Annotated in this window: 21 protein-coding genes; 12 read left to right on the top strand and 9 right to left on the bottom strand. The window is 59.3% G+C overall.

Annotated features, from left to right (window positions below; all coding sequences use genetic code 11):
- Positions 1-165: 165 nt before the first annotated feature.
- The 3 genes from VFQ24_13580 to VFQ24_13570 all read right to left on the bottom strand — a co-directional run bounded on the left by VFQ24_13580 (position 166) and on the right by VFQ24_13570 (position 6726).
- A complete protein-coding gene (locus VFQ24_13580) occupies positions 166-723 on the bottom strand; it encodes a LemA family protein (GenBank protein HET9179382.1) in 558 nt (185 codons plus the stop codon).
- 347 nt (positions 724-1070) lie between these two features.
- Positions 1071-2801: a gamma-glutamyltransferase gene (gene ggt / locus VFQ24_13575; protein HET9179381.1), complete on the bottom strand. Its 1731-nt coding sequence runs from the start codon at positions 2799-2801 to the stop codon at positions 1071-1073.
- Positions 2802-3066: 265 nt separating this feature from the next.
- Positions 3067-6726, bottom strand: coding sequence for a TonB-dependent receptor (locus VFQ24_13570; GenBank protein HET9179380.1), 3660 nt, complete (start codon positions 6724-6726; stop codon positions 3067-3069).
- 360 nt (positions 6727-7086) lie between these two features.
- Here VFQ24_13570 and VFQ24_13565 point away from each other — a divergent pair, with 360 nt between their 5' ends.
- The 5 genes from VFQ24_13565 to VFQ24_13545 all read left to right on the top strand — a co-directional run bounded on the left by VFQ24_13565 (position 7087) and on the right by VFQ24_13545 (position 9808).
- Positions 7087-7575: an archease gene (locus VFQ24_13565; protein HET9179379.1), complete on the top strand. Its 489-nt coding sequence runs from the start codon at positions 7087-7089 to the stop codon at positions 7573-7575.
- Positions 7576-7729: 154 nt separating this feature from the next.
- On the top strand, positions 7730-8644 hold the full coding sequence (locus tag VFQ24_13560) for an MBL fold metallo-hydrolase (protein ID HET9179378.1): 915 nt from the start codon (positions 7730-7732) through the stop codon (positions 8642-8644).
- Between the two features lie 20 nt (positions 8645-8664).
- Positions 8665-9099 carry a cupin domain-containing protein gene (locus VFQ24_13555; protein HET9179377.1) on the top strand — a complete coding sequence of 145 codons (435 nt, stop codon included), beginning with the start codon at positions 8665-8667 and terminating at the stop codon, positions 9097-9099.
- A 3-nt stretch (positions 9100-9102) separates the two neighbouring features.
- On the top strand, positions 9103-9558 hold the full coding sequence (locus VFQ24_13550) for a cupin domain-containing protein (GenBank protein ID HET9179376.1): 456 nt from the start codon (positions 9103-9105) through the stop codon (positions 9556-9558).
- Between the two features lie 37 nt (positions 9559-9595).
- Entirely contained in the window at positions 9596-9808 is a 213-nt protein-coding gene (locus tag VFQ24_13545) for a type II toxin-antitoxin system HicB family antitoxin (GenBank protein HET9179375.1), read from the top strand.
- A 19-nt stretch (positions 9809-9827) separates the two neighbouring features.
- Here VFQ24_13545 and VFQ24_13540 read toward each other — a convergent pair whose 3' ends face one another.
- Together VFQ24_13540 and VFQ24_13535 are read right to left on the bottom strand one after the other, a co-directional pair.
- Positions 9828-10364 carry a BON domain-containing protein gene (locus VFQ24_13540; protein HET9179374.1) on the bottom strand — a complete coding sequence of 179 codons (537 nt, stop codon included), beginning with the start codon at positions 10362-10364 and terminating at the stop codon, positions 9828-9830.
- A gap of 365 nt (positions 10365-10729) precedes the next feature.
- Entirely contained in the window at positions 10730-11617 is an 888-nt protein-coding gene (locus VFQ24_13535) for a sugar phosphate isomerase/epimerase (GenBank protein HET9179373.1), read from the bottom strand.
- Between the two features lie 209 nt (positions 11618-11826).
- Here VFQ24_13535 and VFQ24_13530 point away from each other — a divergent pair, with 209 nt between their 5' ends.
- Together VFQ24_13530 and VFQ24_13525 are read left to right on the top strand one after the other, a co-directional pair.
- Complete coding sequence (locus tag VFQ24_13530; GenBank protein ID HET9179372.1) at positions 11827-12144, top strand: hypothetical protein; 318 nt, start codon at positions 11827-11829, stop codon at positions 12142-12144.
- Positions 12145-12444: 300 nt separating this feature from the next.
- Positions 12445-13797 carry an MFS transporter gene (locus VFQ24_13525; protein HET9179371.1) on the top strand — a complete coding sequence of 451 codons (1353 nt, stop codon included), beginning with the start codon at positions 12445-12447 and terminating at the stop codon, positions 13795-13797.
- A gap of 164 nt (positions 13798-13961) precedes the next feature.
- Here the strand turns inward: VFQ24_13525 and VFQ24_13520 are convergent, their stop codons facing one another.
- Positions 13962-15182: a BON domain-containing protein gene (locus tag VFQ24_13520; GenBank protein ID HET9179370.1), complete on the bottom strand. Its 1221-nt coding sequence runs from the start codon at positions 15180-15182 to the stop codon at positions 13962-13964.
- Positions 15183-15809: 627 nt separating this feature from the next.
- On the opposite strand from VFQ24_13520, the gene VFQ24_13515 reads away from it, so the two are divergent.
- From VFQ24_13515 to VFQ24_13500, 4 genes are all read left to right on the top strand, one after another.
- Entirely contained in the window at positions 15810-16298 is a 489-nt protein-coding gene (locus VFQ24_13515) for an ester cyclase (GenBank protein HET9179369.1), read from the top strand.
- 131 nt (positions 16299-16429) lie between these two features.
- Positions 16430-17011 (top strand): sigma-70 family RNA polymerase sigma factor, encoded by a 582-nt coding sequence (locus tag VFQ24_13510; GenBank protein HET9179368.1) that lies wholly within the window; start codon positions 16430-16432, stop codon positions 17009-17011.
- The gene (locus tag VFQ24_13505) at positions 17008-17538 is read left to right on the top strand and encodes an anti-sigma factor (protein HET9179367.1); all 531 of its coding nucleotides are present in this window, start codon (positions 17008-17010) and stop codon (positions 17536-17538) included. Before VFQ24_13510 ends, VFQ24_13505 begins: the two co-directional genes overlap by 4 nt.
- Before the next feature lie 298 nt (positions 17539-17836).
- Entirely contained in the window at positions 17837-18460 is a 624-nt protein-coding gene (locus VFQ24_13500; GenBank protein ID HET9179366.1) for a DUF3106 domain-containing protein, read from the top strand.
- A 76-nt stretch (positions 18461-18536) separates the two neighbouring features.
- Here the strand turns inward: VFQ24_13500 and VFQ24_13495 are convergent, their stop codons facing one another.
- The 3 genes from VFQ24_13495 to VFQ24_13485 form a co-directional block, all read right to left on the bottom strand.
- Positions 18537-20183 (bottom strand): SpoIIE family protein phosphatase, encoded by a 1647-nt coding sequence (locus tag VFQ24_13495; GenBank protein ID HET9179365.1) that lies wholly within the window; start codon positions 20181-20183, stop codon positions 18537-18539.
- A 341-nt stretch (positions 20184-20524) separates the two neighbouring features.
- On the bottom strand, positions 20525-20827 hold the full coding sequence (locus VFQ24_13490; protein ID HET9179364.1) for a HigA family addiction module antitoxin: 303 nt from the start codon (positions 20825-20827) through the stop codon (positions 20525-20527).
- A gap of 10 nt (positions 20828-20837) precedes the next feature.
- Complete coding sequence (locus tag VFQ24_13485; GenBank protein HET9179363.1) at positions 20838-21122, bottom strand: type II toxin-antitoxin system RelE/ParE family toxin; 285 nt, start codon at positions 21120-21122, stop codon at positions 20838-20840.
- A 55-nt stretch (positions 21123-21177) separates the two neighbouring features.
- On the opposite strand from VFQ24_13485, the gene VFQ24_13480 reads away from it, so the two are divergent.
- On the top strand, positions 21178-21636 hold a 459-nt coding region (locus tag VFQ24_13480), incomplete at its 3' end, for a hypothetical protein (GenBank protein ID HET9179362.1).

Below are 21636 nucleotides of genomic sequence, written 5' to 3'. Positions count from 1 at the left end.
CGGTCGCGGGAGGAACTGGTCGAACGGCTCATGGGTTTCATCAACGCCTATAACCAGGAGGCACAACCCTTTCAGTGGACTTATACAGGCGATCCCCTCGCCGCCTGATTAAGTCAATGCAATTTAAGAACGCAACACTAGCTATCGGAGACGATCAGGTCCCGGTCAAGCTTCCTCTCCCATGTCCGGATTGGGAATTGGCTCTCGCAATTCCAGACGGGCCCTGCGGGCAATGATCGATCCCGCAAAGCTGCGGATGCGATGGTTGTATGCGCTGACAAGTTCGTTGAAGAATGCCTGCTGCTCCTCGATGCCGCGTTCCAAATCAGCATTCTGCTTCCTGATTTTGGTGAAGTTGTTGTTTGACTTCAGCCCCGGATAATCCGCGGCGACTTTGAAGATTGTTTCCATCGCGCCTGCCATGGCGAAATCGGCCAGCGATTTCTCCTGCATGGTCCGCGCCTTGAGGTAATCCCTCCGCGCCCGGGTGATGGGTTCAAAAGCCTCATGGTCCTGCGGCATGTAACCGCGGCATGTTCCCAGCAGCTTGGGGATTTCGTCATTGCGCTGCTTCAGCAGTGAGTCGATGCCCGCCCAGGCCTTATCCAGGTCGATCCTCAGCCGCAACAGGCTGCGCCGCATTCGGGAAAAATATACTTGAATTCCGAGAACGATAAGGACGACCACCAGCACTGCAACCCATAACCAGGCGCCGTTAATCAAGGAGATCTCCTCCTGCCAATCCGCTTATTAAATCTGCCGGTGCCGCCTCGCCTCATTTTGCCGGGTACCGGCGATACTGTTCTTCAAGGACGCGCCCGCTTGCCCGCAAGCCAGCCGCAGAACTCCGGCCCGGCACGCTGCGCGCGAACACACGAGACCATGGCTACTCCGCGGGGTAGGGACACTGAATTTAAGTTATCACAGTTTGCGTGAAAGAAAGCCGACGGGAAACAGCATGGGAAGCGCCGGACCGCACAGACGGTCCTTTGCGGTAAGCCCGGACAGAGGCTGTTCGCCGCCCGGTCGCGGCCGCCGTTGCTTCCAGAGTAGAAATGTGAGTGTCGCGATCAGTCTTGGGGCGGCGGCTGGGGAATCGCTTCGCCGTCCTTTCGCGGGTCTGACGCGCCGTAGTTTACTTCCTCGGCCGAATTGTGAAGGACCGCCTGTCCGCCGCCGACCCACTCCGCAAACGGTCCCGCGACTCGCAAGTCATATCCCAGCACGGAAAGTCCGGTCAATGTTTGTTTCGGAACGCGGCTTTCAATAATGTAGCTGCAGCCGCCCCGGCCGAATTGGTTAAAGCGCGGCGCCTCGAGCGCCTGCTGAATGTTCATGCCGTAATCAACAATGTCTGAAACGAACTGGGCGTGGGCCAGCGGCTGGTTGCCTCCGCGCATGATGCCGAACCCGATATGAACGTCGCCGCGTTCCATGAACGCCGGGATGATCGTGTGGAAGGGCCGTTTGTGGGGAGCGAGGACGTCAGGGCTCCCGGGCTTCAGCGTGAATCCGGTGGCGCGATTCTGCAGGATGAAGCCGTAGCCGCGCACAGCAACTCCCGATCCGAATGCACCGGCCAGGCTCTGGATCAGGGAAACAATGTTTCCATCGCGATCGACCACGGTCAGATAGCTGGTGTCCCTCCCAGGGTGAAGGGCGCCGACGGCAGTGTTGGGGTCCGCGCCGGGCGGCGTGCCCGCCTGGAAATCGCATTTCGCCTCATTGGGATCAATCAGGCCGGCGCGAGCTTTGGCGTAATCCAGCGAGAGCATTCCCTCGACGGGCACCTTGGCGAAACGGGGATCGCCGACGTAACGGTGCAGGTCCGCATAAGCCAATTGTTGCGCCTGCATCTCAATGTGAAACCGCTGGGTGCTTTCGGGTCCGTAAGTCGAAAGCGGGAACTGCCCCATGATGTTCAACATCATCAGCGCGGCGATACCCTGCGAGTTGGGAGGGATTTCAAAGACCTTCCAGCCGCGGTAGTCGGTTTGAAGCGGGTCAACCCACTCCGCCTTGTACTCGCTCAGGTCCTGCGCGCTGATGACACCGCCGAGTTCCTGCGATGTTTTCACAATCGCCTGGGCGATGCCGCCCTCGTAGAATGCGCGTTCGCCCTCGTTGGCGACCAGTTCGAGCGCCTTGGCGTAATCGGGATTGCGGAAGATTTCGCCGAGTTTAAGCGGCTGTCCTCCGGGAAGAAAGACGCGCACCGCTTCCGGATCCTTGCGCAGCGTGTTGGCGTATGCCGGCCAGTACATGCTGTTCCACTGCGCAATGGGGAAGCCGTGCGTGGCGTAATAGATGGCCGGCTTGAAGAGCTCTTTCCAGGGAAGCTTGCCGAATTTCTGGTGAAGCTCCCACCAGCCCATCACACAGCCCGGGACGGTAACAGACAGCATGCCGGTACCTGGAATATGATTGAGGCCTTTGGACTGGAGGTATGAGAGCGTCAGCCCCTCCGGAGCCCAGCCGCTCGAATTCAGGCCACTGACCTTGCCGCTCTTTGCGTCATATTCGATGGCAAACAGGTCGCCGCCCATGCCGTTCATCATGGGCTGCATCAATCCCATCGCGGCGCTCGTGGCAATGGCCGCGTCAGCCGCCGAACCGCCTTCGGCGAGGATTGCAGCGCCTGCCTGCGCGGCCAGGGGCTGTTCCGCGGCAGCGATGCCGAGTTGTGTCGTAATCATGGAACGCCCCTGCGACCAGGTCATTATTCTTTCAGACCGCAGCAGCGGAACGGCAATGCCTGCGCAAACTGCAAAGGCCAGCAGAATCAGCAATCCTCGCTTCATGTGTTCCCTCCCTAAATGGTTCGCCCGCGGCACGCTCTCTTTCTCCTGAGTCCGTGCGCCGCGAGTTTTTGCGTGTGATTAATCGTCGGGAATATTTTGCCTTGAGGCATGCCCTGCGGGTAGCGGAAAAAGCGGAACTTCTGGCGGGCAGAAACCTCGCAGTCCCTGCCCGCGCTGTTAATGGACCGTTTCAAGCCGTGACTGACCTCATCACGGCAGGTCAGGTCAGGCGCCGGTACACCCTGGGGTGGGCCGGCCTGACGTGTCAGAAATCTATCTGCGCTCCGATCTGGAAAATCCTCTCGCCGAACGCGTCGGTGATTTGCCCGAAGCCGCCACCGCAAACACCATCGCCAGGTCCGGTTTTTATCGAACAGCTCGTGCTCGGATTACTCCAGTGAGGAGTGTTGGAAAGGTTCAGCGCCTCGAACCGCAGCGCCAGGTTATACCGTTCCGCAAATTTGAAATTGCGGAAAACGCTGAAGTCGAGTTGTGTAAGGCCCGGCCCGCGCAGCCAGGAAAGGCCGCGCCCTGCCGTACCCAATCGTACCTCCTTGGTCGGCACGAAGGCAGTTGTATTAAACCACAGTTGGTCCGGCCCGGTTTCCTTGAGCATATTGAGCCCGCCAGCGTTATCGGGAACCTGGCTGGTGGCCGGAGTGTTGAGGAACGAGCTGCTCTGAGTGACGGTCAACGGACTTCCGGAAAGCCCAGTAAATATACCGTTGGTCTGCCACCCTCCGAGGATGTATCTGGCTGGCCCGCTGGTGGCCCACCTCTGGCCCGCCCCGAATGGCAGATGATAGACGAACGCCATTTTCAGCACATGGGTGTGGTCAAAGGCTGGCGCTCCACGATTGAACGGCTGGCATCCCTGCGGCAGGGCCGAGGATGGAGGACAGTTGAACCGCAGTCCGCTGTTGGACGATGAAGCTGCCTCGTCATCTTGATACGCGATTACTTTCGAATAAGTGTAGGCCCCTTGCAGGAACAGGCCGGTCGAAACCCTCCGGTAAATCGAAACCTGCAGGGAGTTGTAGTGGGAGTCCAGGTATCCCTGGCCTTGCAGGGTCTTGATGTTTCGGCCGAAGACGGAAAGAGGCTGTCCGGAGCCTCCGGTGCCAAGGGGCGCCGCGTTGATGTCCCGGAAATTGAATTCATGCACAAGGTGGTTGCCCACGTAGCCGGCGTTCAGCAGAATCGAGCCGGGAAGCTTTCTCTCGACCGTGAAATTCCACGACTCCACATATCCGCGATGGTACTCGCCGGGGCCCAGGCTGCCGATTACCACGTTGCCAGGTGGAACCAGCACTCCCGATGCGAATCCTGTCGGGCCCTGGATGAGCGGCACGCCATCAGCCAATCCCGGAATTGCATTCGCTGTGTTGTTTCCGAGATTAAAGCTTGAATAGGGAAGGAAACGCGTGACGTGGCTGTTGCCTGCGACAAAGTTGTCCGCGGCGATGGTATACGGGAAGAACCCGCGCAAGGGCCTCTCGAGAGGCAGCGTGTCATAGGTGATTCCGAAAGCGCTGCGGACCACTGTCTTGTCGTTGAGCTGGTAAGCCAGCCCCAGGCGCGGAGCAAAAAGCTTCTTGCTGCTGGTTACCGCGAGGGCCGTGTTGCTGAGGTGAGTATCGTTACCTCCCAGTCCGCCCAGAACCAGTTGATTGGTTTTTGGATCATACACCTCGAACTTGCTGGCGCCGTCGCGGGTGATGAGCGGGAAGTATTCCCAACGGAGTCCCAGTGTCGCTGTGAGCTTTTGTGTTACCCGGTAGGTGTCTCCGATGTAGAGGGCCTCCTGCCAGTCCTTGTTGGTGAGCTTGATGAACTGCTGGCCGTTCTGGACTTCATTCGCCAGGCCGAGGTTGAATTCAGCGATAGCGTTCCAGGGCGCGGAGTTGAAGCCAACCGGGGCTCCGGTGTTGTCGTAGAGCTGGGGTTGTTTTCCGGTGCCCAGCGCGTCCGTCGCCAGATTGAGGAACGTGTTATCGCTTGACGTAAAGATGTTTCCGCGCACGCAGCAGAGGATCTCCGGCTGCCATTGGTTCAGGTGATTGTGCGCGGCATCGAATCCAAACACAATCGAGTGCTTCCCCTTGATCCAGGTCGCGTTTTCATCCAGCGTTAACTGCCAGTCATTTCGCCACATGGGTTCCCATGACTGGTTGGTTCCGAGTGTTGTGAATCCGCCGCCGAGGGTAATGCCAGGCATGCCACTGTAACGCGGATCATCGAGCGGTGTGTTGCTGTTGATCAGGCCGAGAACGGTCTGGCCAAACTCCTTGCCGAAATCCGGCAACTGATTATGCTCCCCCATGCGGGTGAAGCCGACGTGTCCCGTGAGCACGAGGTCCGGCTTGGCGGTCCAGGTGTGCCCAATGGTCACTGTCTGAGCTGTATCATGGGTGAGCCCGGTGCCGCCACCCTGCCCCGCGACGCCATAATCACTGCCATCGTTGAGGATAGCTTTCTGCAACGTGTACTTGGCCCATACCGACTGGCGGTCGCTGATGTTGTAGTCAACTTTTCCAGTGTAGATGTTCCGGTCCCAGCTTGAATTTCTCAGCCGGATGTCATTCTGGGCCGTGTTTTCAGTGAAGGGCTGTCCGAGCGTGTTGTTCGGAGTATAAGGGGCCATCAGTTGCCAGAAGTTTGAAGCTCCCGCATACATGCGCGCGGCAGGAATCATGTTCAAGGCGCCGCCGGACGAAAAGACCTGACGGCCCTGGCCAGTCAGCGGATTGCCGGTCGTGGGGTCAAAAACCATTCCTTGCTGCAACTGAACCGTTGCGCCTTCCGTGGTTTGCACCATCTCCGGAACAGGTGCGGCGCAGTTGCCGTTGGCATCGGGGGCGACGGCGCAATTATAAACGTTAGCGCCGAGATACGCAGAGTAGTCGCCGTTCCGCATGTCCGTGGGCGGAATCAGGCCCGTATCGGCGGCGTTCTGGCGCTGGTAATATCCATCCCAGTTGCCGAAGAAGAACATCTTATTCTTGATAATCGGCCCTCCCACAGACACGCCGTCGTTGTTCCGAATGTCTTTGGGCTTGGAGCCGGAGGTATGGACCAGCGCGTTTTGCGCATTCAGCGCCTGGTCGGTGTGGTATCCGTAAAGGTTTCCATGGAACTGGTTCGTCCCGGACTTGGTAATCACGTCCGTGGCCGCGCCGGCCGTCAGTCCTTTTTGGACGTTGAAGTTGGAAGTCTGTACGTTGACTTCCTGCACGGTTGCCGCCGGCGGCACCACCACCATGTGGTCCGGCAGCCACAGAAACACGTTGGTGGCGCCGTCTACCCGCGAAGTATTGATGTGCTGCGGCAGGCCGTTCGAATTGATGGCGAGCGAACGGTCCGGAGCGTCAGCAAGCGAATTGGGGTAGTTGTTTTGAATGGCTGACAGCGAAACAACGCCTGGAGCCAGAAGTTCGACGCTCTGGAAGTTGTGGTAGACATTCAGCGGCAGGTTCTCGACCGCATAGCTGCTGATGGTTGTATGGACGTCGGTCGTCTGCGTTTGAAGCGATACGGTAGAACCGGCTACCGTGACTTCCTGAGTGACAGCGCCAACCGATAATTGCACGTCCTGCTGGTTGGTTGAACCCACGCTGACAGCAACGCCGGTATGCTTAACAGGTTTGAAGCCCTGCGCCGTAATGCTGAGCGTATAGGTCCCGGCAGGGAGGTCCGTGATGTGGTAGTCACCGGCAGATGCAGTAGAAGCATTGCGGGTGAAACCGGTGTTGTCATTCACAATTGTAATGGCTGCCCCCGGCACCACGGCACCCGTTTGGTCGGTAACGGTTCCAGCGACTGAGCCGTATAGAACCTGAGCATTCACCCGTTCCGCCGAGATGGACCCAAAGGTGGCGGCCACGAGGAGCCATAACGTGAGTTTAAAAACAGACTGAAACCTCATACTGCGCTACCTCCGCCTTCCTGATATTGGAGATAAACCTTAGACTGACGAAGGGTTTGGGCGACAAAGGAAATAAGCCGACCCCAACCGTAGACTTGCAATAAAATTGAATCTCCCCAACCTGCTGGGATATTAATTGCACACGATGAGAAGAATGTCAATGAATACTTTCGGTCGTTGTCGATTTTGCGAAAACTACCGATGAATCGGAAGCTTTCGGCGATCCTGTGGAACCGTTCTCGAAAAGAAAGGAAGTTTTGGGCGGAGAATGTGTTTTGTGAGGATATGTGCCAAAAGGAGGCACCGTTTCCGACACCGACCGTCCGGCTCTCCGGTATGATATGTAACGGGCGGAAGGCCATGCCGCCGGGCCCCCGGCGCATGCTGCCGCACGAAATCATGGGTGTCTGCTGCTTCCGCCAATGGGGGCTCATGTCACGCTTTCGCATTCTGGAGCACACAGCCGACGTTGGCTTTGAAGCTTTCGGCCTCACGCTCGCCGAGGTGTTTGAGAACGCGGCCCTGGCGCTGGCGTACCTGATTGCGGAACCGACCGCGGTTGAGCCACGGGAAGAGGTCAGCATTGAAGTTAAGGGCACGGATGCGCCCGATCTTCTGGTAAACTGGCTTAGTGAAGTCCTTTTCCAGCATGACGCCGATCGCTGGTTATTCCGCGATTTCAGAGTTGTGAGTCTTGACGAGCATGCCGTCACAGGCATAGCCTGGGGCGAGAAAATAGACCCGGCACGGCACCTGACTAACCTGATGGTCAAAGCGGTCACCTATCATCAACTAAGCCTGCAACAAACGGCAGGCGGGTGGCGCGCGCAGGTTTATGTGGATATTTGAGATGCAACACCAGGGTCCGGCAAGTTCGCCGGCTTCTCAAAATAAACCCAGAGGACGCTCCTGGTCCTGCAGCCACTCGGGTTGGGTCTTCTCCTTTTCCGGCTTTCTCAGTTTAATCGCCGCGCTGTTCGTTTTCGCCATGCCGCGGATGGGTTTGGCCGCAGATGACAGCTACTATGACATCCAGGAAGTCAAGCCGAACGTTTTCGTCTGGGTCGCGAAGGATATCCTTAATCAGGAAGGTGATCCGCAGTTCAACCGCGCCGGCAATGCAGGCTTTGTCATCACGCCCGAAGGCGTGGTTGTCATTAACACCACCAACAGCCCCTTCAATGCCCGCACCCTGTTGTATGAAATTCGCAAGCGAACCGACCAGCCTGTCCGCTACGTTATCAATACAGGCGCTTCGCCTGACGTGATGCTGGGGAACGAATCGTTTGAGGATTTCCAACCTTCTATCCTTTCCACGCCCCGGGCCGCCCAGGAGATGCGTGATTACAAGAATGGATTTCCCGCCCGCATCGAAGGCAACTGGAAGATCGCGGCCAGCATGCGCGGCGTCCATCCGCTTCCACCCACCGGGACGTTCGAAAAGGAGGACACCATCAAGGTGGGCGGGCAGGAGATCAGATTGCTCAACCTGGGTGACAACGCCTCGCCGGGCGACGCCGCGGTTTATCTGCCGGGTTCGAAGGTGCTTTTTCTCGGTAACATTTTTGAAAACGAATACATCCCCCGCATCAGTTCCTCCAACATGGAGCACTGGATCGACACGCTGCGCAAAGTCGAGTCGTGGAGCGTTGATGTGTACGTTCCGGGGCACGGCCAGCCCGCCGGGAGGGCCAGGGTGCAGCAATTCCGCGGCTTCCTCGAATGGCTTTACGGGAGCGTGCGCTCAGGGATGCACGGCGGCAAGAGCCTGGGGCAACTTCAGGCCGAACTGGTGCCGTTCCCAAACCTGCACTGGCACGCGACTGAACTTGAGCCCGAGGCCGTCGCGGGCGTCTTCCGCATGCTGGCCAGGAAGGAAAATCAAACTTCGTCATTCGTTCAAACGCCAGATCCATAAACTTCTCAAGGAGACATTTCATGAACAATCCACGACGAGCTTTCCTCGCCGCGCTTCCTGCCCTCGTGGCCACCGGCGCGCTGGCGGCCGAAAAGAATTATCTGCCCTCAAAGGTTTATGAATTTTCCCAACTGCCGGCGCACCACGGCAAGACGAACACTTCCCGTCCAGTGCTCGACGGCCTCACCCATGAAAATTGCCGGCTGGAAATTCACGAGTCTGACCTTGCCCCCGGCGCCATGCCCCATCCGCCCCACCACCACTCGCATGAGGAGATGTTCCTCATTCGCCAGGGCACGCTGGAGGTTACCATCAGCGGAAAGTCCATCAAGGCGGGGCCGGGCTCAGTGGCTTATATCTCTTCCAACGACGTTCACGGCATCCGTAACGCGGGCGAAGGCCACGCCCAATACTTCGTGCTGGCCATCCACCGGCCCGGCGACAAGGAAAGCTGACAGGTGACCGACTGGAAAGAACACGGCATCAAGGTTGTGCGGGGGAACGATCTCGACCCCAACACGCCGCAGACGCCCGGCATGACCCGCGAAGCGGCCATTACCCGCGCCCGCACGGGAGCCAGCAAGCTTTGGGCGGGAACGGTGGTGGTGGGGCCGGCGGTGCGCTCGGGCGCGCACCACCACGGTGAACTCGAAACCGTCATCTACATCGTGCGCGGCCATGCGCGGTTTCGCTGGGGAGACCATCTCGAACACGTTGCCGATGCCGGCCCCGGCGATTTCGTCTACGTGCCGCCGTTCGTTCCGCACCAGGAGATGAATGCGCGCTCCGACCAGCCCGTCGAAGGCGTTGTGGTCCGCAGCGGCCAGGAACCCATCGTGGTGAACCTCGATATCTCGAGCCCCGAACCCGGCACGTCCGACGCCAGGACCGATCCCTTCCACTCGCGGGAGTAGCGCCGGGCTTCAACCCGGCAGGAGAAAGGGCCTAGCCATGCACAAGTACGAGGTCATCATTTACTGGAGCAACGAGGACCAGGTTTTTGTCGTAGAGGTGCCGGAGTTGCCGGGATGCATGGCCCACGGCGACACGCAGGAGATGGCACTAGCTCACGCCAACGAAGCCATTCAACTGTGGATTGATACCGCCAAAGAATTTGGTCACGCTGTTCCCGAACCCAAAGGGGAACGCCTAATGCTGCCGTGATCTGTACTCGCGGCGCCTTTCAGGGCTTAACAACTCTCAGGTTGTTTTTTACTGAGAAGACTCCGGAGACGCCTTTGGCGCGGATGTTCGCCATGTTCTTGTCTGTTTCGTTATCCACCACGCCTTCGAGGGTCACGTTGCCGTTCTTGACGATGATGCGGATGGGTTTCTGGACGGACAGAGCATACCGCTGCAATGCCGTATACCCGTAGATGGCGCGGAAAAGCCTGATCCGCAACCCGTCGTCCATGCTGGACAGCGGCAGGACTTCAATCTGGTTATCAACTTTCTCCACGCCTTCAATGCGCTTCACCACGTTTCCCGCGGAACTCTTCACGGTAGGTCTCGTCACCGCTCCCATCAGCGTGACGTTGTAACCTTGTACCTTGTACATGATGTTGTCAAATACGTTGTAGTAGGGAAGCATCAGGATTTCGTGGCGAACGTCATCGCTGATTCGCTGCTCAGCTCGAGCGGGAACAGGCCGTTGGGCAAACAGCGTGAGAGGAGTTGCGAGGATGGTAACGAAAAAGGGTACAACGAGAAACCGACGCATAGCAGGCCCTCCATTCCTTGAGTAGTCAGTTCGGCCTTGCCCGTAAACTGAAGCCTGATACCCAACGGTCGGACGAACCAACCCGGATTTATTTTCTGGAATTGTCCCGGTATTCAGTTTATACGTTGCAAGATTTGAAAGCAACTCGCTCCGTGGGATGCGAGCTCAGAATTAGCTGAAACGGTGTCGATAACCGCGAGTTTGCGGTCGCGCAAAACGCGCCTCGCATCTCCAGTTTCAGGCGGCGCGAAGGGGTCCGCCAGAAATATTGGCTCTTGTAGCGCCCACCTTCAGGTGGGCACGTGCCGACCCCGCCCCGACGGGGCCGGCGCTACGTGGGAAACCCATTTCTTTGACGCAGCACGCTAGCTTTCCAGCGCCTGGCGGCAGTAGGCGTAGCACTTTTTCATTTCGGCGACGGTATCCATTCCCTTCTTGCCGTACTCGTACTCGATGTTGGCGGGAATTTTCCAGTGGTTGTCGCGCAGCAGGTGGAGCACCGCCGTGATGGGCGTTTCGCCTTCGCCGAAGGGCAGGTTGTCGCCATGGTTCTTTTTGCGGTCTTTGATGTGGAGGGTCACCATTTTCTGATGATATCGGCGAAGGAAGCTGACGGCGTCCTGGTTGGCGGCCGTGAAGTGTCCGATGTCGAGATTGATGCCGAGGTAGGGCGAAGCTCCCTCGAGCGCGCGCTCGAAGCTCGCGGCGGTGGAGAACTCGTCAGGGTCCCGCGTGTCGTCGTGGCCGTGGAAGCCCACCGTGATTTTGTATTTCTGGGCCAGCAGGTCAACCTGGTGCGCCAGGCTCACGTTGGAGGACGCGGTGATGTATTTCACTCCCAGTGCGCGGGCCATCTGGAATCCCCGGTCCATTTCCTCCTGCGTAAAGCCTTTGCGGAAGCTGTAGTTGTAAGCGTAAAGGTCGATTCCGGCGTTGTCGAATTTCTGGCGCACCTCATGGAAGTGGCCCATCGGGACGGTCAGCCGCCACTTTCGCAGCGCCTCGCGCCCCAGATGGGCGGGTTCAACGTGGCCCTGGTAAAGCTCGCATTCGCTCAGCCCCACCGCCAGGTAACCCTGGATGGCGGCATCGAGCGGCCGGTCGCGAAAAGAATAACTCTGCGCTCCAATCGTCACTCCGCGCACCACGGAATCAACCTTCGGCGCGGCAAAGCTCGATGTCTTTGCCAGCAGCACGCCCGCCGTCCCAGCAACAAGAATTTTCCCAGCATCACGCCGTGAAATTGGCGCCATAAGTCCTCCTCCGTTATCAGCTATGAAAAGCCGCTCCAGTATAGAGGCGACTGTGCCCGCGCGCAATAGGCGCTGGTTCGAAAACGTCCCAAAATGGACTGGGCGGAGGCAGACCTTCCGCACGAGGGCCGGGAGAGAAAAATTTCTCGATGGCAGTGTAGAGACGACACTAATGTTTGCAATGGCCGTACTATTTGGGAGTCGTCGCAATGGGACGAACTGTTGTAGTAAAAGGGGTTTCAAACCGGGCAATACTTCGGCAGTTTAAGTGCGGGGAAAACATTATCCCCTTATCGAAAGGAGCTAAGGCTTTGAAAAAACTCACTGCAATGCTTTTCACCTTGATGGTAGCCGTCGCAATGACCATGCCTGCGTTCGCTGCAGGCCAGCAGACTCAGGGCGACGAAAACGCCCCGGCCCAGAGCCAAACAACCCCGAAGAAACATAAGAAGACCAAGAAGAAGAAGAGTTCCAAAAAGCATCACAAGGGTAGTACGAGCTCGACGACAACCCCGCCTCCCCAGTAAGCGAGCCAACAGAAGCAAATCTGGTTCCGGCCCGTCTATGCCGGGATCCCGAGCAGCCCCCGTGGGTAACGCCGCGGGGGCCCTGCCCGTAACCTCCGTAGCCTCCACCTAGCCTTGCACTTGATTAGACGCCAAAGCTTCGTCAGAAAAACGGAAACCTGGCCGTAGCTTGACAGGAGCCGGGCTCTTCTCGTGTGCGACTGTGCAATGCGGACCGGGTCGTGTACGATGGATGAGACCTGCCCACTTGAGGCGCCTGGCCAATTCAGGAGAATCCAAGGCTGTCTGCTATGGTGCGATGTGATTGACGTCCGCGAGGAAATTGCAAACGCCCAGGTGGGACCTTACCACCGGCTGATCGCGGTGCTCATTGGCCTGGCCGTTTTCTTCGACGGCTATGACACTTTCAGCCCGGCCTACGTTATTCATTATGTCCTGAAGCCGTGGCGACTGGCCCCCAGTCACGCCGGGTTGCTGGTTTCGAGCGGGCTGGTAGGCTTCATGTTCGGCTCGCTTGCGCAAGGCAGGTTTTCTGACCGTTATGGCCGCCGCGCGACGCTGCTGGGGGCGCTGTGGATCGCAACCATTTTCAGCCTCTGCACGGCCGTGTTCGCGCACTCCTTCGAGACCTTCTGCGCCCTTCGCGTACTGACCGGTATCGGTCTCGGTGCGCTGCTGCCCATCGGCGTAACTTACCTCACGGAGTTTGCGCCCCGCCGCACGCTCCACACCTTTACCACCTGGGGTTGGGCGCTTGGTTGGGCTGTCGGAGGCGTGGTGGCGTCGGGCGTCGGCGTTTTCCTGACCCCATCTTTCGGATGGCAGGCGCTCTATTACGCCGCCTCACTCTCCATAGTATTGGTTGTGGCCTGCCACCTCGCGCTTCCCGAGAGCCTCCAGTTTGCGGCCATGCGTGGCCGCGTGCGCGACCTTCCTGCCGTCCTCAGCCGCCTGAATCCCTCCCGAGCTGCCGCTTACAGCAGTTCCGAAGCGCGATTCATTTTCCCGGAGGCGCACGATCGCTCGGCATCGTTGGCTTTACTCCTGTCGAGCAACAACCGCCGCACCACTCTGGCGGTTTGGTGCACAGCATTCTTCATTTTGTTCAGTATCTTCGGGCTGACGAGTTGGATTCCCACGGCCATGATGGAGCGCGGTGAAACTTTTGCGGTGAGCTTCGGTTTCGGAGCGTTGATCCAGGTGATGGGATTCGTGGGCTCGCTGCTGTGTGGCCTGCTCGCCGAGCGCACCGGCAGGGACCGCAATTTCCTATTTGTCTGGTGGCTGGGAGGCGCGCTCGCGGTCCTGGCGCTTGCCTGTGTCAACCATCACGTCCTCAACATCTTTTTCGTAGCGGCTGGAGGGTTCTGCATTCTGGGTGGAATGAATATTCTGAACAGTTTCACAGCCGCGTCTTATGATACCGAAGTGCGAGGGACTGCGGTGGGCACAATGCTCGGAGTCGGGCGGCTGGGCGCTATCCTCGGTCCTTATCTGACCGGCTGGCTTCAGCAAATCTATCCTGGTTCGATGGCCTTGTTCGGCGCCATCAGCCTGGCCGTGGCTCTGGGCGCATGCTCAGTCATGGTTGCGCGGCCCCGACACCCGCAATTGGTTTCCGGCCATGGCATGGAACCGGCGGTCACAGGCTGATGCCCATCAAAGTGGTTTTTCGGCCGCGCTCAGAGGCGACCCTGAAGTCGCGCCCTCTTGTGGCCCGAGGTTTCGCATAATGCCCGGAGATCGTAGCAGCCTCCGAGCCGAGTGCGGGGGCGGGAGCATAAGGTTGTTGGCTGGCCGCCCCGGCGGGAAGAGGCTTAGCGGCGCCAACCGCGGCCGCTGCGGAAGTTGAAGACGAAGCCGGGTGCATAGTACGGACGTCCCCAGCCCCAGTAGGGTGAGTAGTAACCCGGCCCGACATAGTAGCCCCCCATCGGATATCCATAGGGCGGACGAGGCGGATAGGCCCGGCCAGGCCGCTGCTGCAAGGCATTCTGCGGATAGTCCTGCTGGGTCACGGGACGGAAGGCCGCCTGCGCCTGTGCTGTGGAGATGTCCGCCGAAGTTTCCAGGCGGAAGGTCAGCAGCGCTTCAGGCGGAATCACCGTAGGCCGTCCGCGGGTCAACAGGACTCCGGCAACGCCTGCTGCCGCGCCGATCCCCGCGCCGATGGCTGCGCCTTCTCCCGCTCCGGCGATTGCGCCAATCACGGCGCCGGCGCCGGTTGTAGTTCCGATGGCCGACGCGTCACGCCCCCTGGTGGTGCCGCCGGACGCCTGGACGAACTGGGTCTGCACAGGCAGTTGCTGACCGTCCACCAGCGTCAATCTCGTCAAGGCGATTTGCAGTTTCGAGGTCCCTTTAACGCGCCCGCCCTTCACCGCATTCAAAACCCTGCCCTCGATAGTCTGGCCGCGCCGCGCTACCACCCAGCCGTTTACAACCACAGGCTGTTCAAGCGTGGCCGTAAAGGCATCGCCCGACTTGTTGCGGTTGGTCGAGATCCCCTGATTGAGCCGTACCGATATCATTGTTCCGGAGGACAGGTGCAGGCTGGCGGGGACGGTCTGCTGCTGAGCATCGCCACCGAACGAGTGCGTCTGCGCCGCCGGTTGTGGAGGCACATCTGCCGTCTGCGGAGGCTCATCTGCCGCCTGCGGAGGTTCATCTGCTGCCTGCGGAGGCGCAGACTGCGAAGACTCCACGTCGGCGGGAGGTGTTGAGGCCGATTCGTTCACGCTGAGGCTGTCAATGACTTTCACCACGCCGGGTTCCATGCTGGCGATGTGGTCAACCGCGGACTGCTGGTCCTGCGTCTCGACCGTGCCGGTCAGCGTGACAACCCCGTTCTGGGTTGACACCTGGATGTCCTGCATCTTGAGCGACGGGTCCTGGAAAAGCTTGGCCTGGATGGATGTGGTGATTGCAATGTCATCTCTGCCTTGCGTCTCCTGCGGGCTGGCCAGCAACAGGCCGGAACTCAGCAGAAAAAGCCCGCTGAGCAGGGTGAGCATCCCCTTAATTTCGTATTTGCGCATCTTGATCCCCCTTTGGCAGCCGGAATCCTTCCACGAGATTGTGCTGCTTCCTGCTTCTCCTGTCACCTCTGATGGCTACCTTTCGACCAACTCGCCCTCCTCCACTTCCCTCAGAAGCTCTAAATAGCACGTGAGTTTCCAATGTCATGAAAATTTTACGTAAACCCTTTAGGCAGGCGACTGAAAAGCACGTAGCGGCGGCTTTATGTCGCCAGCCATGTATTACAAATACTGGACTTATGGCGAGGTAAACTCGCCGCTACTAAGCCTCCCAACAGTTTTCTTGGCAGTCAGTTAGCCATCGCTAGAGTCAAAACAGGCACGCCGACCGGCCTCAGCAGGGCAATGACAGACAAGTGCTTGAGATACTGAAGCTTACGGCAACACGGTACACTTTAACGTCGGTGTTGGAGGTGAATGTCTCCGCCATGCCCCGAAAAGCCCTCGCCCGCCTAGGCTTCTTCAGCCGTACTCTTTCGATTACACCCCTTGCGCGACAGACGCTTCCAGGTTGTATCAACCCGGCTGGGGCCGGAAAGTTGCGTCCGGCAATCTGGCCGGAACGGGTTGGGCCATATGAATTTACAGGCCCAAAGCCGCCTTTACGGCCGTGGTAGAATTGGCGCCATGAAAACTCCGAACCTGCCCTCATTATGGGAAGAACATACGAAACATGAATTTGTGACGCGAGACACGGAAGCCACCTTGGCGACCATGGTGGAAGACGCTCATGTCAACCACGTGCCGGTGATGACCGGGGGACAGGGCAAGGCCGCCTTGCGGGATTTCTATTCGCGCGACTTCATCCCTGGCATGCCGCCCGACACGACATTAACGCCCGTGTCGAGGACCGTTGGCGAGGATCAGCTTGTGGACGAAATGATTTTTTCGTTCACCCACACTCAGGAAATGCCCTGGATGCTTCCCGGCGTTCCTCCAACCAACCGCCATGTTGAGGTGCCCCTGGTGGTTATCGTTCACTTTCGCGAAGGCAAGCTGGCCCACGAGCACATCTACTGGGACCAGGCTTCCGTGCTGAAGCAAATCGGGCTTCTGACGGACCCGAAGTTGCCGGCGTTCGGAGCGGAGACGGCCCGCAAGGTGCTGAACCCCTGATCGAATTGATTTGTGGCACAGGCGCTCTCGCCTGTGCTGAGGTCAAAAGACACGGCCAGAGTGGCCGTGCCACAATATGGGCCCGGCCGCAACTCTTTGGCGGATCGTGTGTTATATCTGGTGTGGGCGCGATGGTGGTTGACTCGGATCTCGACTTGATGTTGCGGGTTCGCCAGGGCGATGCCGCTTCATTCGACGAACTCCTCCGGCGCTATCGCCTGCCCTTGGTCAAATACTTTTGCAGGATGGTCCGCGACCAGGCCCTGGCGGAAGACCTGGCACAGGAGGCCTTTCTCCGCGTCTACAAGGCACGCCATCGCTATCGTCCGGACGCGCGCTTTACCACCTGGCTCTACCGGATTGCCACCAACCTCGCCCTCAACGCCATTCGGAACGCGAGGGGGCGGCAGCATCAGGGTGGCAACGGCCGGCCGGAAGACGGTGAAACGCCGCTCGAATTTACCGATCCGAAGGCTTCCGTCGAGCAGGAACTGATTGAAACCGACCGCGGCCGCATGATCCGCGAAGCCATCGAGGCACTGCCGGAAAACCAGCGCGCCGCGGTGATCCTGCACAAGTACCAGGACGTGGATTACCGCCAGATTGCGGGGATATTGAAGGTGTCGGAGAGCGCCGTCAAGTCGCTGCTATTCCGCGCTTATGAGACCCTTCGCGCGCGCCTCGAGCCGTTGGTCAGGGGAGGGCAGTTATGAAGTGCAACGATCGTGAAAAGCTGTTTCTGTTTGTTCACCAGATGCTCCAGCCCGAAGAGGCTGAAGCGGTTCGCCGGCATCTTGCCGGCTGCTCCGATTGCGTCCGCGCGGCGGAGGAATACCACAGGCTTGAGGAGGCGCTTAATTACTGGAGCGTCGCCGAGCCTTCTCCCTGGTTTGACGCCAGGATCCGCGACCGGGTGGCCGCAAACGGGCAACAGAATCTCCGATTTTTCGGGTTTCTGGCTGTGACGGTCGCGGTGGCCGTAATGGTCCTGATTCTGGCGGGAGTGGTGGTTTTCAGCCACCGCGGGGTGGTTGAAAATCAGCAGCCGTTGGCCATTCAGCAGCAGCCCGTGGCGGTGATAGCCTCGCCCCGGCAGCCGGCAACAAGCGCGGCTGCGCGGCAGCCCCTGCCCGCGGAAGACCAATTGAAAATGGACGAGAACCTTCGAGTGCTGGAAGACTACGAAGTGGTGGCGAACTTTGACGCGCTTTCCGAGCTTCCGCAGGCGAACGACGATTAGGCGCGGCACCAGGGCCGCGGGGGGGTGGCGCAGATATTGGTTTTCAATGTCTGCGTTCAGCGAAGCTGAGTGGGGGTAGAGTTGCGTGATGCAAGAGCTGAAGCTCCACGGCAGCAGGCGGCCGTGGTCAAGCTGGCGGTACTATTTTTTGCAGGACGCCTCGATTATCGCAATCTACCGGGTGGAATGAATAGAGGCAAGTGCCTCTCGCTCCGCGAGACCGCAGACACTACAAGGCGAGTATCTGCGCCACCCGGCCCGGCGACAGGATAAGAATGAAACAGTAATGAGATGCTGGATGCCTAAATCCGCAATGCAGCCGCCAACCCGTGCGCAACGCGCGGGCGCTGCGGCAGTGCTGGCAGTGTTGCTCGGCGGAATACTGCTTCCGGCGCTTCCGGCGTTTTCGCAGACCCGGGCTGAGCGCAGGATGGAAATCCGCCAGGCCCGCAGAATGCGCGCCCGGCAGGCGCCGAGGATGCAGGCGGCGCAGCGCAAAGGATTTTTCGCGCGGCTCCGCGACCTTCCGCCCAAAGAGCAGGAGCGCGTTCTCAAGAACGACAGGCGCTTCCAGGGCCTTCCGCCGGAACGCCAGCAGAAGATTCGCGAAAACCTCCAGCACTGGAACCAGCTCTCGCCGGAGCAGAAGGACCAGCTCCGAAAACGCGAAGAGATTTATTCCCAGCTCACTCCGGAGCAGCGCCAGAACGTGCGGGAGATGTCAGGCGAGTGGCGGGACCTGCGCCCTGCGGAAAGGACGCAGGTGCGGATGGCGCTCCGGCGCATGCGCACGATGACGCCCGAGGAACGGCAGAAGTTTCTTGACAGCCCGCAATTCCAGGAACGCTTTTCACCCGAGGAACAGAAAATCGTGCGCGGCCTCGGCCAGCTCTTTCCGGACGCCGATGCCCCAGAGCAGTAGTTGGCCGTGCCGGATTCTGCGCGGGGCGGTCTTCAAGGTTTAACAGCGGTAAAGATTGTAAGGCGCAGCCAGGGTGCTAAACAGCCCCAAACCGCAGAACCACCAGCGTCAGGTCGTCGGAGGGCGGCGCGGGGCCCACAAAGTTCCTCACGGATTGCAAAACTTTTTCAGAGGCAGCGGCGGCGGGCAGCTTTGCGCATTCACCGGCCACACAGTTCAGCCGCGATTCCCCGAACAGTTCATCCCTGAAGTTCTGCGCTTCGGTCAGTCCGTCTGAAAAGAGCAGGACGATGTCCCCGGCATTCAGGTGGGCGCATCCTGCTTCAAATGAAATGCGGGGAAAAAGTCCCAGAGGAAAGTTTGACTTTTCGAGCGGCTCCACTCGCCCGTCCGAGCGCACCACCAACGGATAACTGTGACCGGCGTTGACAAAATTGAAATCTCCATTGGGGCTGATAACGCCATAAAACATGGTGGCATACATGCCCGCGCCAGATCGCTGGCGCAGGAAGTCATTTACGCGGCTGAAAGTTTCGGACAGTTCCAGGTCTGCCGAGGCCACCGCCGCGAATGCGCCCTGCAAGTTGGCGGAGAGGATCGCAGCCGGTAGTCCCTTGCCGGAAACATCGGCCACGACAAATCCGTACCGGTCCTGCGAAAGCGCCAGGGCATCGTAGTAATCGCCACCAACGCTGGAACTCGGCACCGTGAAGGCGTGGACCCCGAAGTATGAGCTTGCGGGCAGCTCCTTCGGTAGCAGGTCCTGCTGAATGTTCCGCGCCAGCTCCAGGTCGTGCTGCACGCGCTCCTGTTCGCGGGTAAGCTGTATCAGCCGTGCGTTTTCAATCACCGTCGCGCCCTCAACAGCCAGGGTATCCAGCACCTGGCGGTCCAGTCCCGTCAATGAAGTGGCTCCCGAGCGGCTGTCGAGGTAAAGCACTCCCAGCCGTTCGGTGGCGAGGCCGGCGATGGACTCCCCGCGAGCATCCGTTACCAGAGACTTCTGCAATGGGACCGCCACCACACCTCGAACGCTTCCCTGAATAGTGATCGTCTCGTTCGTGGCGAGCCCGGTTGAGGCTTCCTCCAGCACCATCTCTTCCCGCCCGGTCTCCGCCACGCGCCGCACCACGGCTTGCGAATAGTCTTCAGGCGGCGGGTCCAGTGTGATTCCTTCCTGCGCACGCGCTATCCGCAGATAGAGGTTGCCGTCCGCCCCACACAGGAACAGCAGTCCACGGTCGGCGCCTGTGATGCTCAGCGCAGAGTCCACGAGGGCCGTTAGCACTGTTTCCAGCCTGGGCGACCGATAGAGCGTCTGGGCCATTTGCAGCAGCAGGTTCAGGTGGCGCAACTGCGGGGCGGGGCTTTCAGTGGGCTTGTCCAGTTCCTCCAGCAGACCGGGGAGTTCGGCCTGCTGCAGCAGGAATGTCAGTGAATAAGTCTCCGCGACGCCCAGGTTGATCTGGTCGCCGGACTTCAGCGGGCAACAGGTCACCAAGGCGCCGTTGACGTATGTTCCGTGGCGGCTTCGCGTGTCTTCCAGAAGATAGCCCTGGTCAGTCTTTAGAATGCGCGCGTGGCGGCGGGAGATCCGGCTTGCTAAAAGCACAAGATCGTTGTCGCTCTGCCGTCCCATCGTAAATTCAGGCTTGGTGATCTCAATTTCGCGCACTCCACCGGAACTGTCTGTGACAATCAGACGAGGGAAACTTTCCCGCATCGGCAAGTCCTCGCTCAAGGGAAATTGTGCCCATTATATCAGCCTGGGTTGCGTGGAGGCGGCAATTCCCGCCTGCGACGTTTCTGAAATCTTGAATCTGCAATCTGAAATCTCACGACGTGGCATGGGCGCTCTCGCCCGTGCTGCGGTCGTGGCACAGCCGTCCCGGCCGTGACTTCCAAGGAACACGGGCAGGCCCGCCCTGAGCAGAGCGAATGGGATGCCCGTGCCACCACAATACAGGAATCAAACTGTGTCGCCGCAGCCGTCGCGTAGCGGCGAGTTTACCTCGCCACATGGCGGCATGAAGCCGCCTCTACAGGTCGCCATCTGCGAGGCCTCTAGGCGTGGACGGGTTCGTGCCGATTAAGTCTGGGCAGCGCTTTGATGGCCTTCCCGGCTCTTTGTTCTGCGATTCGCAGGTCGTAAAGGCTCTGCAGATTGAGCCAGAACTGCGCGCTGGTCCCGAAAAAGTGACCGAGGCGCAGCGCGGTATCTCCTGTGATCGAGCGCGTCCCATTCAAAATTTGCGTAATGCGATTGGTCGGCACGCCAATCTTTCGCGCTAATTCCGCCGCGCTCATATCGAGCGCTTGCAGTTCCTCTGACAAGTGTTCACCTGGATGAATAGCAGCAATTCGCATAGCAACCCTCCTAATGGTAATCGACGATCTCCACCTTTGACGGCCCCGGCGCCCGGTCCGGCCACTCGAAGCAAATCCGCCATTGATCGTTAATACGGATGCTGTACTGCCCTTTGCGGTCGCCTGCCAGGGCTTCAAAACGATTGCCCGGCAACGCGGCAAGGTCCTTCAGTGACGTTGCCGACTCCAGACGGTCGAGCTTCAGGCGCGCGGAGCGCTCAAAGCCAGAGAAGGCTTTGACCCGCTTACCGCCAGCAAAGTCGCTGGCGCGCTTGTCCCGGTAGCTGACAATCACAAGCTAAGGATACCGGTAATGACGCGTTACGTCAAGCATAATGAGATGGCCTGCCTTGCCCCCGTGCGTTGACATGCCGGGCCTTGCCCCCTATGATTGGGGCACGACAGGGTGGGGAGCCCCTCGGGTGACAGGCAACATCATTTCGCATTATCGCGTGCTCGAAAAGCTCGGCGGCGGAGGGATGGGTGTCGTTTATAAGGCCGAAGACACCACGCTGGGGCGGTTTGTCGCGCTCAAGTTTTTGCCCTTTGATGCGTCGGCGCGTAGCGGCGAGATTGCAATGCCACCGACAGATAGCGGCGATCCCGCTAGGGCGGGATCGCCACATGGGGTCCCCGCGCCGCCGCTACAATCCAGCGCTACGGCCCTCGAGCGCTTCCAGCGCGAAGCTCGCGCCGCTGCGGCGTTGAACCACCCCAACATCTGCACGATATACGAGGTGGGCGAGCACGAGGGACGGCCCTTCATCGCCATGGAACTGCTGGAAGGCCAGACGCTGAAGGACCGATTG

The sequence above is a fragment of the Terriglobia bacterium genome, from assembly GCA_035712365.1.
In the GTDB taxonomy this organism is placed as follows: domain Bacteria; phylum Acidobacteriota; class Terriglobia; order UBA7540; family UBA7540; genus SCRD01.
The sequence above is the reverse complement of the archived record's forward strand: the minus strand, read 5'-3'. Positions and strand labels throughout refer to the sequence as shown.

Bases quoted from the DNA above. Each gene is read 5' to 3' on its own strand.
- ggt (HET9179381.1), bottom strand. From the start codon at position 2,801: ATGAAGCGAGGATTGCTGATTCTGCTGGCCTTTGCAGTTTGCGCAGGC.
- VFQ24_13570 (HET9179380.1), bottom strand. From the start codon at position 6,726: ATGAGGTTTCAGTCTGTTTTTAAACTCACGTTATGGCTCCTCGTGGCC.
- VFQ24_13565 (HET9179379.1), top strand. From the start codon at position 7,087: ATGCCGCCGGGCCCCCGGCGCATGCTGCCGCACGAAATCATGGGTGTC.
- VFQ24_13555 (HET9179377.1), top strand. From the start codon at position 8,665: ATGAACAATCCACGACGAGCTTTCCTCGCCGCGCTTCCTGCCCTCGTG.
- VFQ24_13545 (HET9179375.1), top strand. From the start codon at position 9,596: ATGCACAAGTACGAGGTCATCATTTACTGGAGCAACGAGGACCAGGTT.
- VFQ24_13540 (HET9179374.1), bottom strand. From the start codon at position 10,364: ATGCGTCGGTTTCTCGTTGTACCCTTTTTCGTTACCATCCTCGCAACT.
- VFQ24_13535 (HET9179373.1), bottom strand. From the start codon at position 11,617: ATGGCGCCAATTTCACGGCGTGATGCTGGGAAAATTCTTGTTGCTGGG.
- VFQ24_13530 (HET9179372.1), top strand. From the start codon at position 11,827: ATGGGACGAACTGTTGTAGTAAAAGGGGTTTCAAACCGGGCAATACTT.
- VFQ24_13520 (HET9179370.1), bottom strand. From the start codon at position 15,182: ATGCGCAAATACGAAATTAAGGGGATGCTCACCCTGCTCAGCGGGCTT.
- VFQ24_13515 (HET9179369.1), top strand. From the start codon at position 15,810: ATGAAAACTCCGAACCTGCCCTCATTATGGGAAGAACATACGAAACAT.
- VFQ24_13510 (HET9179368.1), top strand. From the start codon at position 16,430: ATGGTGGTTGACTCGGATCTCGACTTGATGTTGCGGGTTCGCCAGGGC.
- VFQ24_13505 (HET9179367.1), top strand. From the start codon at position 17,008: ATGAAGTGCAACGATCGTGAAAAGCTGTTTCTGTTTGTTCACCAGATG.
- VFQ24_13500 (HET9179366.1), top strand. From the start codon at position 17,837: ATGCCTAAATCCGCAATGCAGCCGCCAACCCGTGCGCAACGCGCGGGC.
- VFQ24_13495 (HET9179365.1), bottom strand. From the start codon at position 20,183: ATGCGGGAAAGTTTCCCTCGTCTGATTGTCACAGACAGTTCCGGTGGA.
- VFQ24_13490 (HET9179364.1), bottom strand. From the start codon at position 20,827: ATGCGAATTGCTGCTATTCATCCAGGTGAACACTTGTCAGAGGAACTG.